Source organism: Rhodococcus sp. ZPP, assembly GCF_017656075.1.
GTDB lineage: Bacteria > Actinomycetota > Actinomycetes > Mycobacteriales > Mycobacteriaceae > Rhodococcus_F > Rhodococcus_F oxybenzonivorans.
The window spans coordinates 2,309,411-2,321,166 of record NZ_CP058638.1 but is presented as its reverse complement, the minus strand read 5'-3'; the positions used below and the strand labels follow the sequence as shown (position 1 = coordinate 2,321,166).

The window sequence follows — 11,756 nt, the reverse complement described above, 5'->3', positions numbered from 1 at the left end:
GCAGGGTCAGGCCGGTGCGCGAACGACCAGAACCGTGCCGGGGAACTCGGCGGCCAGTTCCTGCCTGCTGTGCTTCACGGCGGCGGTGCCGTACCCCTTCTTGCGGCACTCGGGTGCTACCCAGATGGCTACGTCGACTTCGCGTCCGGTGAGCTCACCGAAGACCAACCCGACGGAGCTGTTCTCGGCGGTGTCCTCGCAGACGAACCACGCTGCGGACTCGTCGTCGATTCGCTTCAAACCCTCCGCGCGTTCCTTCTCGATCCGCTCCTGCGACCACGGAGTGCCGTCTTCCTCCTGTTCGGCGCAGCGGCGGCGGAACAACTCGGCGTCCTCGTCGGTGGGCGTGAACGGACGCAGACGGAAATTGCGCCCGGTGCTCGCCGGGCGGTCGGACGCCGTCCACTCCAACTTCGCGTCGAGGTCTTCGAGTTCCGACTGGATGCGGAGGCGTTCATCCTTGGTGAGGCGACGGAACGTCAGATTGAGGACGGCTTCCGCGTACGCCTCGGATGTGTCCAGGAGGCCGGCGACGGTGGTGAGCGCCTCGGCATGATCCTTGCTGTCGACGATCGCATCGAGGACTTCGTGTCGCCGTTCGAGCGCGCGCAGAAGTGCTGCCGTGAGCTCCCGACGGTCGTGTATCCGATCTTGAACCTGTGTCGTCATATCTGCTTTCCTCGCCTCGGCCGTCGTACATCTTCCGTACGGGGTCAATACTGCAAGAAGTCTCCGGACATGGCATCCGTTACCCGGCGGTACATACAGTTTTATCGTGGGGTGCAGATGACGACGGGGATCGTTCGCTCGGTCCAGGCCTGGTAGTTGTCGAAATCGGGATACATGTCGACGAGCCGCGGCCACAACTGCGCGCGTTCCTCGGCGGTGGCCACACGCGCCGTCATCGGCCGCACACGCGACTTCACCTGAACGGTGACCGCCGGATCGCTCCGCAGATTCAAGTACCACATCGGGTGCTTCGGCAACCCGCCCTGCGAGGCGACGAGGACGATGCGCTCGCCGTCCTCGAGGAACAGCAGTGGGTTGACCCGGGGTTCGCCGCTCTTGCGGCCGGTGGTGGTGAGTAGGCAAACGGGCAGTCCGCGCGGGAAGGCACTGCCCACCCGCCACTTGCTGCCCAGCCGCCCGCCCGTCCGCTGATACAGGACGACATTGATCTTCGACATCCACTTGATGACGAAAACCGTCCACTTGGAGTCGAGGCCACGCGGTCGAGCGGGGGCGGGGGCAGGTGTGTTCATGGCTGATCCTAGATTCGCTCGATGATGGTGCCGGTGGCTAGCGCGCCGCCCGCGCACATCGTGATCAGTGCCGTCGACCCATCGGTGCGCTCGAGTTCGTGCAGCGCGGTGGTGATCAGGCGGGAACCCGTGCTGCCCACCGGATGCCCGAGCGCGAGAGCGCCACCGTTGACGTTCACCTTGTCCATGTCGGGACCGTGGACGGACGCCCACGACAGAAGTACGGAGGCGAATGCTTCGTTCACCTCGAACAGGTCGAGGTCGCCGATTTTCATTCCGCTGCGTTCGAGCACGCGTGCGGTGGCCTGGACCGGACCGTCGAGGTGGAACTCGGGTTCCGACCCGACAAGGGCCTGGGCGACGATACGGGCGCGTGGTGTCAGTCCGAGCGCGCGCGCCCGGGACTCGTCCATCAACATCACCGCGGCCGCGCCGTCGGAAATTTGTGAGGACGTGCCGGCCGTGTGGATGCCGCCCTCGAGGACCGGCTTCAGCTTGGCCAGCGACTCCGCGGTCGTGTCCCGCAGGCCCTGGTCCCGGCTGACCACTCGGCTTTCGCCGGTGGCGTTGCCTTCCTTGTCGACGACGGGCGCTGTCATCGTCAGGACCTCGCGATCGAACCGGCCTTCGTCCCACGCCTGCTTGGCCCGTGCCTGCGAACGGACACCGAGTGCCTCGACGTCTGCGCGCGTGATCCCGCGGCGACGGGCGATCCGCTCGGCCGCCTCGAACTGATTGGGCATGTCGATGTCCCAGTCGGCGGGTCGGCGGGGTCCAGCGTTCTCGCCGACGTTCGCGCCGAGCGGGACCTGGCTCATCGCTTCTATCCCGCAGGCAATTCCGACGTCGATGGTGTCGGTCGCGATGAGTCCGGCAATCAGGTGATTGGCCTGCTGCGCGGATCCGCACTGGCAGTCGATCGTCGTGGCGCCGACCTGCCAGGGCAGCCCGGCATGCAGCCACGCCGTGCGGGTGATGTTGTTGGACTGCGCACCGGCCTGGGTGACGCATCCACCGATCACCTGCTCCACCAATTCCGGGTCGATGCCGGAGCGGTCGAGGATTCCCCGCTGGACGGCCCCGAGAATCTCGGCGGCATGCAATCCCGACAGCCATCCACCACGTTTTCCGATGGGTGTACGCACTGCCTCGACGATTACTGGTGTGCCCACGGCGGGCTCCTTTCCTTGTCCTCAGAAAATAGAACAGGTTCTCCTATGGTGGCAAGGACCGGACCAGCTTTCCTTTGCTAGTCGCCTGGCTTGTGTTTCAATGTTAGTAGAACGTGTTCCACATCACGAAGTGGTGTATGGCCTAGGGCAGGAGACAGCAGTGGCGCAGCCCAATCTTCCAGAGGGTTTCGACTTCACCGACCCGGACATCTACGCAGAGCGCATCCCCTACCAGGAGTTCGCCGAGCTGCGTAAGACTGCGCCGATCTGGTGGAACCCGCAGCCGCCGGAGATCGGTGGCTTCCACGACGACGGCTACTGGGTAGTCAGCAAACTCGACGACGTCAAGGAGGTCTCACGGCGCAGTGACGTGTTCTCCACGCACGAGAACACCGCGATCGTCCGCTTCGCTGACGACATCCCTCGCGAGAACATCGATATGCAGCGGTTCATCCTCATCAACAAGGACGCACCCGAGCACACCAAGCTCCGCAAGCTGGTTGCCCGAGGATTCACGCCCCGCGCCATCAACAGCCTCCGGGACGAACTCACCGAGCGCGCCGAGAAGATCGTCAAGGAAGCCGCAGAATCGGGAGCCGGTGATTTCGTCACTCAGATCGCCTGTGAACTTCCCCTGCAGGCCATTGCGGAGCTTCTCGGCGTGCCGCAGGAAGATCGGCTCAAGGTATTCGACTGGTCGAACCAGATGACCGGATACGACGATCCCGAACTGGACATCGATCCCCAGGCAGCGTCGATGGAAATCCTCGGCTATGCCTATCAGATGGCCGATGAGCGCAAGAAGTGCCCGGCCAATGACATCGTCACGACGCTGATCGAAGCGGACATCGACGGAAACGAACTCTCGCCCGAGGAATTCGGGTTCTTCGTCATTCTCCTGGCGGTGGCAGGCAACGAGACCACGCGCAACGCCATCACGCACGGCATGATCGCTTTCCTCGACCATCCCGATCAGTGGGAGCTCTACAAGAAGGAACGCCCGAAGACGGCAGCCGACGAGATCGTTCGCTGGGCCACCCCGGTCAACTCCTTCCAGCGCACCGCACTCGAAGACACCGAGCTGGGCGGCGTGCAGATCAAGAAGGGGCAGCGAGTCGTGATGCTTTACGGCTCAGCGAATTTCGACGAGGACGCCTTTGACAATCCCGAGAAGTTCGACATCCTGCGGGAGAACAATCCGCACGTCGGTTTCGGCGGAACGGGCGCACACTTCTGCCTGGGCGCGAACCTCGCTCGGCTCGAAATCGACCTGATCTTCAATGCCATCGCAGACCACTTGCCCGACATCAGTAGGCTTGGAGATCCGCGGCGACTGCGCTCGGGTTGGCTCAACGGAATCAAGGAGTTCCCAGTGGACTACAAGACGACGTCTGGCGGCTGCCCGGTCAAGCACTGACCCCCAAAATTCAGCGGCGTCGGAGGGCACCCTCATCCTCTCCGACGCCGCTGTTCTATGTCCTGCTGTTTCCAAATTCGAATCGACGCACGACGAAGGCCCCGGTCCGCTGGTGAACCGGGGCCTTACGCGCGGGAAGTTCGCGGCTCAGAGTGTGCGCACAGTCTTCATCGCCCGCTCAACCTCCCAGAAGGCGCGGAGAGATGCGATCTTGCCTTCCTCGTTCACCCGGTAGATGATCACGCCCTCGGCGTCGATCTGTGCTCCGCCAACGACTGACCGTATCGTCCCGATGGTCACATTCTCGTTGCCGCACACCAGCGAGTCGGTGATGAGGAATTCGAGCGACTCGGTGGTCGCGATCGTCATGTCGTAGAACCGTGAGATCGCCTCGAGTCCGCGATGACCCTTGCCTTCGGGGTCGAAATGCGAGGGACCGACAGGGTCTTCCACACAGGCGTCGTCGGCGAACAAGGCGAGCCACTCGTCCTTGCGTCTCCCGCTGGCGGCCTCTCGTGACGCCTGCCCCGCAAGGCGTGCCGGATGGTCGGTGGTGGTGGTCATGTGCACCCCTAGTCGATGTACTGGTCGGCGAACTTACGCATGGAGTCCTGCTTGGCTTCGAGGGGTCCGTCGAACCCGATGCCGTCGAAGATCCACGGGACGACGATGGTGTCGGTCACTCCCGCCTCGGCCAGTTCCGCGTATCCCTCCTTGCCGAAGCGGTCGATGCAGACGGTCTGTATTTCGTACGGCAGCTCGGCCCGCCCGTACTCCTCGCGGAGTTCACGGAGGCGTGCGATCACCTGGACGAGATCGTCGAATTTGATCATTGCCGACGTCCAGCCGTCGCCCACCCTGGCGGCCCGGCGAAGTGCCACGTCGGTGTGCCCGCCGACGTAGAACGGCACCGGTTTCGTGGGGGCCGGGCTCATCTGCAGGCGGTCGAAGTCGTAGAAGGTGCCGTGGTACTCGACCATTCCGCCACCGAGAATCAGTTTGATGACCTCGATCATCTCGTCGACCCGGGCGCCCCGTTTTGCATACGGAACCCCGCACCATTCGAATTCCTCCGGAGCCCAGCCGATGCCGACCCCGAAGCCGAACCGATTTCCGGTCAGATTCGCCACCGATCCCACTTGGCGGGCGAGGAGTACCGGATTGCGCGATCCGAGTTTGAGTACCTGGGTGTAGAACTCGATCTTGGAGGTGACAGCGCCCATCGCCGCGGCGGCGATCAGTGGGTCCACCCAGGGCGTTTCCTCGTTCCACATCCGCGAACCGTCCGGGGTGTACGGGTAGTCGGTGCTCTGCTTCTCCATGAAGAACAGCGAGTCGGGAAGCGCGATGGACGAGAAGCCGCACCCCTCGGCGGTTTTCGCGAGGGCAGGTAGTTGGTCGAGGGGATTCATGGCAATGCCGACGGTGAATTTCATGATGGCGACCCCGCTATTGGTTGTCCGGCCGGTCGGATCCGACCACCCACATCGAGAAGTATTGAGAGCCGCCACCGTAGGCGTGGCCCATAGCCTTGCGTGCGTCTTTCACCTGGTGATCACCGGCACGGTGCATCACCTGCATGGCCGACTCTGCGAACCGGATCATTCCCGAGGCGCCGATCGGATTGGACGAGAGGACACCACCGGACGCATTGAGCGGAAGGCGTCCACCGATGGCCGTCTCGCCCGCTTCGGTCAGCTTCCACCCCTCACCTTCGGACACGAAGCCGAGGTTCTCGAGCCACATCGGTTCGAACCACGAGAAGGGGACATAGATTTCGGCGACGTCGATCTCGTCGAGAGGATCCTTGATTCCGGCGGCCTCCCACAGGGCGGCGGCAGCATCCCTGCCCGCCTGCGGGTTCACCTGATCCCGCCCGGAGAACGTGGTGGGTTCGGTACGCATGGCCGTGGCGTGAATCCAGGCGACCTCGCGACCCTCTGCCGTCACCCGCTCCGCCGCTTCCTCGTTGCCGATCACCATGGCGCAGGCGCCGTCCGAAGACGGGCAGGTCTCGTCGTATCGGATCGGATCCCACAACATCTGGGAAGCCTGCACGGACTCCAGGGTGATATCGGGTTGCTGCAGATGGGCGTACGGGTTGAGGCTGCCGTTGAGGCGGTCCTTCACCGCCACCATCGCGCCGATGTGCTCGGGCGCTCCCGACCGCCGAATGTAGGACCGGACGTGCGGAGCGAAATAGCCTCCCGCGCCGGCACCCACTGGCATGTTGAACGGGATGGGGGTCGACAGCGCCCACATGGCATTCGATTCGGACTGCTTTTCCCAGGCCACCGTCAGCACTCGCTTGTGTACACCCGCCTTCACGAGGCTCGACGCCACGACAGCCGTGGATCCGCCGACCGACCCCGCGGTGTGCACACGGAGAAGCGGTTTACCGTTGGCACCCAACGCATCCGACATCGCGAGTTCAGGCATCATCGAACCCTCGAACAGGTCGGGTGCCTTGCCGATCACGACGGCGTCGATGTCATCCCAACCAACGCGCGCGTCTTCCATGGCGCGGTCGATGGCCTCGCGGACCAGGCCGGCCATCGAGACGTCGTGCCGCTTCGCCACATAGTGAGTCTGGCCGGTGCCGAGTACAGCGGCTAGTTGATTCGCCATCAGTTGCGTCCCTCCAAGACTGCGACCAGATTCTGTTGCAGCACAGCGCCACTCGTGGCGTGTGCCAGCGTGCGCCCGGCGTTGCCGTCCATGATGGCCCTGGCTGCGTAACCTATGCGCTCCAGGCCCGCCGCGAACATCGGGTTCCCGCTGAGCGGACCTCCCGAGGGATTGATCGTCGTCGAATCGGGCAGTCCGATGGCCTCGCGCAGGATCAGCTCCTGGTGGGTGAAGGGACCGTGCAGTTCGGCCACGTCTATTGCGCCGACGTCGCCTCCGGTGGCGGCCCGGGCCGCCGACGTCGTGGAGGGCGACACCGTCAGGTCGCGGGCACCGAAGTTCGGGGAGTCGATCCGGTGTTCGATCCCGGTGATCCACGCCGGACGTTCACACAGCTCACGGGCACGGTCGCCGGCTGCCAGTACCACCGCGGCAGCCCCGTCGGTGATCGGTGCGCAGTCGTGGGCGCGCAGCGGATCGGCGACGAACGGTGAGGCCAGCAACGTCTCGATGTCGACGTGGCCGGACAGTTGGGTGTTCGGGTTGCTCTCGGCTGCCGCTCGGCTGCGGGCCGCCACGGCTGCCATCTCCTCGGTCGTCCACTTTCCGGCATCGAGCCCGAGACGGGCCTGTAAGCCCGCGATCGACACCGAGTCGAGGGCGAGAGGCGTCACCAGATAGGGGTCGAGTTGCATCGACAGGACCTTGCGGAGATTGCCCGCCGACGACTTGCCGAAGCCGTAGACGAGGGCGGTGTCGACCTCCCCGGTCATGATCTTGACCCAGGCTTCGTAGAAGGCCCATGCTGCATCCATCTCGACGTGAGATTCGTTGATCGGCGGAACCGCACCGATCGAGTCGACCGCGGAGATGAACGAGAACGCCCGACCCGCCAGATAGTCGGACGAGCCGGAACACCAGAAGCCGATGTCCGACTTCGTGATCCCGAGTTGGTCGTACAGCTGCTGAAAGCAGGGGACCAGCATTTCGACGCCGTTGGTGGTGCCGGTGGTCTGACGCACGTGCGGTGCGTGCGCGAACCCGACGACTGCGATATCTGTCATTGTGCCGCGCCCTTACAGGTGGTGTTTGAAGGTGTCGTACTCGGCGTCGGGCTCACCCGTCGGCCTGAAGTATTCGATGTTCTCGAGGGTGTAACCCCACTCCTCGCGTGGTTTCCACTTGGCTTCCACGCGCATGCCCATCCGGACGTCGGCGGCGTCGCACTCGAGAATGAGGTGCAGGAATGCGATGTCGGCGCCGTCGAGCAGCACATACGCCGCGACGTACGGCGGCTTGATGCGCTGACCGAGGAACGGGACGTTGACGATGCAGAAGGTGGTGACGATGCCCCGGTCCGGCAGCTCCACCTGCTCCTTCGTCGGGATGCCGTCGGTGGGATTGGCGCTGCGGGGCGGGATGTACACCTTGCCGTCCGCGCCGGTGCGGCCGCCGATGAGCTTGCCTTCCTTCAACCCTCGAAGGTAGTAGCTCTCCTCGGCCGACGCCGAATGCATGTAGTCGAGGTCGACCGGCGTCGTCACCATCGTGACCGGCTCCGAGTTCTCGGGCGTCCCGGCGTCGCCGGCCGACTCACCCGGTTCGAAGCACACGATGTCCTGAATGCGTCCGACGCGCTGCTCCGCCCACCGCGCCCGCACACGCATTCCCGTGCTCATCGCGGCGACGGAAGGCACGTCCACCGCGTGCACCAAGGCGGTGTCGGCGCCGTCCAACTTGATCAACGCCCACGCGAACGGCTGGGTGAGCGGCTGTCCGGCAATAGGATCCGGCATCCATGTCCAACTCACCACGGTTCCGGCGTCGGATACGCCGACGAAGTCGGTGAGCGGTTCCGCCGTGTCGGGGTCGAATTCGGGCGGCGGAACGTAGACGCGTCCGTCCGATCCGCGCGCGCCGATGACCTTGCGGTCGCGCAGCGCAGTCACGAAGGCTCCGATGGTCGGGCCCACCGACCGGGTGTAGTCGAATTGAAGTTTCAGCGGGGCGCTCAATGGAGTGTTCGAGAACTTTTCGGCCACCGCGCTCTTTCCCATGGTCACAACTTCGAGTAGAACAGGTTCTAGTGTTTGTGGCAAGGGTCACTTCTGACGACGGTCGATGCGGAGGCACACGATGAAGCTCGGGTTGCAACTCGGATACTGGGGCGCGCAGCCGCCTGCGAATGTCCCGGAGCTGATCGCCGCCGCCGAAGCCGAAGGATTCGACGCCGTCTTCGCCGCCGAATCATGGGGGTCCGACGCCTTCACCCCCCTCGCGTGGTGGGGGTCGAGCACCGAACGTGTCCGCCTCGGCACCTCGGTCGTGCAGATCTCGGCGCGTACCCCGACGAGCTGCGCGATGCACGCGCTCACCCTCGACCACCTCAGCGGTGGTCGGGCGATCCTCGGGCTCGGGGTGTCGGGCCCGCAGGTGGTCGAGGGGTGGTACGGCCAGCCCTTCGAGAAACCCCTGGCGCGCACCCGTGAATACGTGTCGATCGTGCGCCAGGTGCTCGACCGCCGAGAGCCCGTCACCAATGCCGGGCCGCACTACCCACTGCCGTACACCGGGCCGGGCAGCACCGGCCTGGGAAAGCCCCTCAAACCGATCACCCACCCCCTCCGGGCAGACATCCCGATCTGGCTCGGCGCCGAGGGTCCGAAGAACGCGGCGCTCACCGCCGAAATCGCCGACGGCTGGCTCGCGATCTACTACTCACCCCGCCTCGCCCCCATGTACAACGCATGGCTCGACGAGGGTTTCGCGCGGCAGGGTGCCCGTCGTAGCCGGGAAGACTTCGAAGTGGCGGCCACCTGTCAGGTCATCATCACCGACGACCGCGCCGCAGCCATCGACGGGCTGAAACCGATGACAGCGCTCTACGTCGGCGGTATGGGCGCACCCGAACTGAACTTCCACGCCCAGGTGTACACGCGCATGGGCTACGGCGAACAGGTCGAAGAAATCGGCCGGCTCTTCCGCGCGGGCCGCAAAGACGACGCCGCCGCCGTCGTCCCCGACGACATGGTCACCGAGACCATGATCATCGGCAACGTCGACGAAGTCCGGGCCGACGTCAAACGCTGGGCCGACGCCGGAGTCACCACACTCCTCGTCTCGTGCCGCGACGCCCCGCACGTGCGGCAGCTCGCCTCCGCGGTCCTGGGCTGACCTCCCCGTCCCTACCCCTGCCCCCCGTCCCCCCTTCCGCCGGGCGAATGTACCTTTCGGCGCCTCAGGTGCGTCGAAAGGTACATTCATCCGGCCGCTGTTTGCATCCGGACCTCCGGTCGGGGGCGGGACGACGCCAACTGGTAGTGGCTGCGGAGGTCGTCGATCACGCGGTCGGGGTGGTCGCGGACGGCACTAGGGAGCGTCGGAAGCACGATGATGCCGTGGTTCTGCATCCGGGTTCGGCGCTCGACGGTCGATTTGTAGGCCTTGGGCGCGAGATGCCAGTCGAGCGAGTCGATGTCCCAGGCGAACGCGACCTCGTCGATCCAACCGTCCGGCATGGCGATGAACTGCCCGTCGGCGTCGACGATCCTGCGGTTGAACACCATTCGGGGTAGTCCGCTCCGCGTCCACAAGCGACGGGCTTCTGCTTCGGACACCGAGTGGACGTCGGCGCTCACCTCGCGCAGCACGGCACGGGGGAGTGCTGCGCCGCGGCCACTGCCCGCGTCCAACTCCGCGATGAGCTCCGGGACTCTCGCCCCGCCTCGCTGGATCACCTCGGCGATGAGGGATCGAGTGCTGTCCAGAGTGCGGCACCGTCGCGCCGCGTCGAGCAACGCGCGTGGAAGCGGGGCGCAGGGAAGCCCGTTGCGCATCACCGGCGCCGGCATCCGCGTCGTGCGTTCGACGAGGACGAAGCCCGTGGACTGGACACGCCGGTGCGTGGCGATCAGGACGTGGGCATCGCCGGAGTACGACGTTCCGTACCCGTATTCGTGTAGCGCTGCGCGCCCCGTGAGGACCGCGTTGTCGCCGCTGAGCACGATCGCGGCCACGACACGCTGACGTGCGGTCGGGTGGCCGTTGCCGAGCATCACGACGCCGGGAAGGATCCGTTGCCACGGCCCGCCCGGACGGCATCGAGCGTCGATTGCCGAGTTCGACACTCCCCAATGCCTCAGTTCGGCGGTGCGGATGATCCCTGACCGGCTGATTCCGTACAAGTCTTCGAGCCGATGCCCCCATTGTCCCCGTCGCATGGACTCGATGATGACGCACCCGTTGTCGGCAGCAGGGTTGTTCACCAGGCGTTTTGGTAAGGCCTGTGGATAACTGGGGGTTGTGGATAAGCCTCACACCCTGGGCGAATGTACCTTTCGGCGCCTCAGATGCGCCGAAAGGTACATTCGCCCGGCTGGGGAGGGAGGGGCGGTGGGGATGGGGCGGTGGGGCAGAGTCAGCGGCCCTCGAAGTTCGGCGCGCGCTTTTCGGCGAAGGCGCGGGGGCCCTCCTTCGCGTCGGCGCTGGTGAACACGGCGGTGCCGAGTGCGGCGTCGATCTGGAAGGCGTCTTCCTCGTGCATGCCTTCGGTGTCGCGGATGGTCTTCAGGATGGCCTGGACGGCGAGGGGGTCCGTTGGCGGAGATGAGGTCGGCGAGTTCGAGGGCCTTGTCGAGGGCGCGGCCGTCGGGAACGACGTGTCCGATGAGGCCGATTTCCTTGGCTTCGGCGGCGGTGATGTGGCGTCCGGTCAGGAGAATGTCCGCAGCGATGGTGTACGGGATCTGCCGGACGAGGCGCACCGCCGAACCGCCGAGCGGGAAGAGCCCCCATTTCGCCTCGGACACACCGAATTTGGCGCTCTCGCCCGCGACGCGGATGTCGGTGCCCTGAAGGATCTCGGTTCCGCCTGCGATGGCCGGTCCCTCGACCGCTGCGATGAGGGGTTTGGTGAGGCGACGGCCCTTGAGGAGAGCCTCGATTCTCGACAGGTCCCACGCCGGCTGGTTTCCCTCACCCCCGCCCGAGAAGGAGTCGCCAGGGTGCTGCACTGTCATGGCCTTGAGGTCTGCTCCCGCGCAGAAGGCTCCGCCGGCACCGGTGAGGATGGCGACGCGGATGTCCGGGTCGGCGTCGACCTGATCCCATGCGTCGCGCATGATCGCCATCATTTCGCCGGACAGCGCGTTCTTCGCCTCGGGGCGGTTCATCGTGACGATCAGGACGTGCCCGCGCTTCTCGACGAGGCAGTGCGGCGACTGTGCTGAAACGTCGGTTTTCTCGGTGGTGGTAGAGGACACTGAAGTCTCCCGAAGG

11 protein-coding genes and 1 pseudogene are annotated in these 11,756 nt (G+C 65.2%); 2 read left to right on the top strand and 10 right to left on the bottom strand.

Translation table 11 applies throughout. The annotated features are described in order from the left end of the window. Positions 1 to 6: 6 nt before the first annotated feature. The 3 genes from HYG77_RS11015 to HYG77_RS11005 form a co-directional block, all read right to left on the bottom strand. Complete coding sequence (locus tag HYG77_RS11015; RefSeq protein ID WP_109326880.1) at positions 7 to 669, bottom strand: GNAT family N-acetyltransferase; 663 nt, start codon at positions 667 to 669, stop codon at positions 7 to 9. A 101-nt stretch (positions 670 to 770) separates the two neighbouring features. Beyond that, on the bottom strand, positions 771 to 1,262 hold the full coding sequence (locus tag HYG77_RS11010) for a nitroreductase family deazaflavin-dependent oxidoreductase (RefSeq protein ID WP_208962659.1): 492 nt from the start codon (positions 1,260 to 1,262) through the stop codon (positions 771 to 773). 8 nt (positions 1,263 to 1,270) lie between these two features. Beyond that, on the bottom strand, positions 1,271 to 2,434 hold the full coding sequence (locus HYG77_RS11005) for a steroid 3-ketoacyl-CoA thiolase (RefSeq protein WP_109326882.1): 1,164 nt from the start codon (positions 2,432 to 2,434) through the stop codon (positions 1,271 to 1,273). A 160-nt stretch (positions 2,435 to 2,594) separates the two neighbouring features. On the opposite strand from HYG77_RS11005, the gene HYG77_RS11000 reads away from it, so the two are divergent. Beyond that, positions 2,595 to 3,851 carry a cytochrome P450 gene (locus tag HYG77_RS11000; RefSeq protein ID WP_109326883.1) on the top strand — a complete coding sequence of 419 codons (1,257 nt, stop codon included), beginning with the start codon at positions 2,595 to 2,597 and terminating at the stop codon, positions 3,849 to 3,851. Between the two features lie 147 nt (positions 3,852 to 3,998). Here HYG77_RS11000 and HYG77_RS10995 read toward each other — a convergent pair whose 3' ends face one another. Genes HYG77_RS10995 through HYG77_RS10975 form a run of 5 tightly spaced genes read right to left on the bottom strand, consistent with a single transcriptional unit; the run spans position 3,999 to position 8,536 of the window. Further along, positions 3,999 to 4,415: a nuclear transport factor 2 family protein gene (locus tag HYG77_RS10995; RefSeq protein ID WP_109334863.1), complete on the bottom strand. Its 417-nt coding sequence runs from the start codon at positions 4,413 to 4,415 to the stop codon at positions 3,999 to 4,001. Between the two features lie 8 nt (positions 4,416 to 4,423). Further along, entirely contained in the window at positions 4,424 to 5,287 is an 864-nt protein-coding gene (locus HYG77_RS10990) for a TIGR03619 family F420-dependent LLM class oxidoreductase (RefSeq protein WP_208962658.1), read from the bottom strand. A gap of 13 nt (positions 5,288 to 5,300) precedes the next feature. Next, positions 5,301 to 6,479 carry a thiolase domain-containing protein gene (locus HYG77_RS10985; RefSeq protein WP_109326894.1) on the bottom strand — a complete coding sequence of 393 codons (1,179 nt, stop codon included), beginning with the start codon at positions 6,477 to 6,479 and terminating at the stop codon, positions 5,301 to 5,303. Further along, positions 6,479 to 7,543 carry a thiolase domain-containing protein gene (locus HYG77_RS10980; RefSeq protein WP_109326895.1) on the bottom strand — a complete coding sequence of 355 codons (1,065 nt, stop codon included), beginning with the start codon at positions 7,541 to 7,543 and terminating at the stop codon, positions 6,479 to 6,481. The genes HYG77_RS10985 and HYG77_RS10980 overlap by 1 nt, the downstream gene beginning before the upstream one ends. Positions 7,544 to 7,555: 12 nt before the next feature. Beyond that, positions 7,556 to 8,536 (bottom strand): OB-fold nucleic acid binding domain-containing protein, encoded by a 981-nt coding sequence (locus HYG77_RS10975; protein WP_109326899.1) that lies wholly within the window; start codon positions 8,534 to 8,536, stop codon positions 7,556 to 7,558. Positions 8,537 to 8,615: 79 nt separating this feature from the next. On the opposite strand from HYG77_RS10975, the gene HYG77_RS10970 reads away from it, so the two are divergent. Then, a complete protein-coding gene (locus HYG77_RS10970; RefSeq protein WP_208962657.1) occupies positions 8,616 to 9,653 on the top strand; it encodes an LLM class F420-dependent oxidoreductase in 1,038 nt (345 codons plus the stop codon). Positions 9,654 to 9,739: 86 nt separating this feature from the next. On the opposite strand, the gene HYG77_RS10965 is transcribed toward HYG77_RS10970, so the two are convergent. Both HYG77_RS10965 and HYG77_RS10960 read right to left on the bottom strand, forming a co-directional pair. Next, positions 9,740 to 10,699, bottom strand: a complete 960-nt coding sequence (locus HYG77_RS10965; protein ID WP_208963352.1) for a hypothetical protein — start codon at positions 10,697 to 10,699, stop codon at positions 9,740 to 9,742. Positions 10,700 to 10,896: 197 nt separating this feature from the next. Then, positions 10,897 to 11,740, bottom strand: a pseudogene (locus HYG77_RS10960) (crotonase/enoyl-CoA hydratase family protein). Positions 11,741 to 11,756: the final 16 nt, after the last annotated feature.

Coding starts and splice junctions, on each gene's coding strand:
- HYG77_RS11010 (WP_208962659.1), bottom strand. CDS start 1,262: ATGAACACACCTGCCCCCGCCCCCGCTCGACCGCGTGGCCTCGACTCC.
- HYG77_RS10995 (WP_109334863.1), bottom strand. CDS start 4,415: ATGACCACCACCACCGACCATCCGGCACGCCTTGCGGGGCAGGCGTCA.
- HYG77_RS10990 (WP_208962658.1), bottom strand. CDS start 5,287: ATGAAATTCACCGTCGGCATTGCCATGAATCCCCTCGACCAACTACCT.
- HYG77_RS10975 (WP_109326899.1), bottom strand. CDS start 8,536: ATGGGAAAGAGCGCGGTGGCCGAAAAGTTCTCGAACACTCCATTGAGC.
- HYG77_RS10965 (WP_208963352.1), bottom strand. CDS start 10,699: ATGCGACGGGGACAATGGGGGCATCGGCTCGAAGACTTGTACGGAATC.
- HYG77_RS10970 (WP_208962657.1), top strand. CDS start 8,616: ATGAAGCTCGGGTTGCAACTCGGATACTGGGGCGCGCAGCCGCCTGCG.
- HYG77_RS10980 (WP_109326895.1), bottom strand. CDS start 7,543: ATGACAGATATCGCAGTCGTCGGGTTCGCGCACGCACCGCACGTGCGT.
- HYG77_RS11015 (WP_109326880.1), bottom strand. CDS start 669: ATGACGACACAGGTTCAAGATCGGATACACGACCGTCGGGAGCTCACG.
- HYG77_RS10985 (WP_109326894.1), bottom strand. CDS start 6,479: ATGGCGAATCAACTAGCCGCTGTACTCGGCACCGGCCAGACTCACTAT.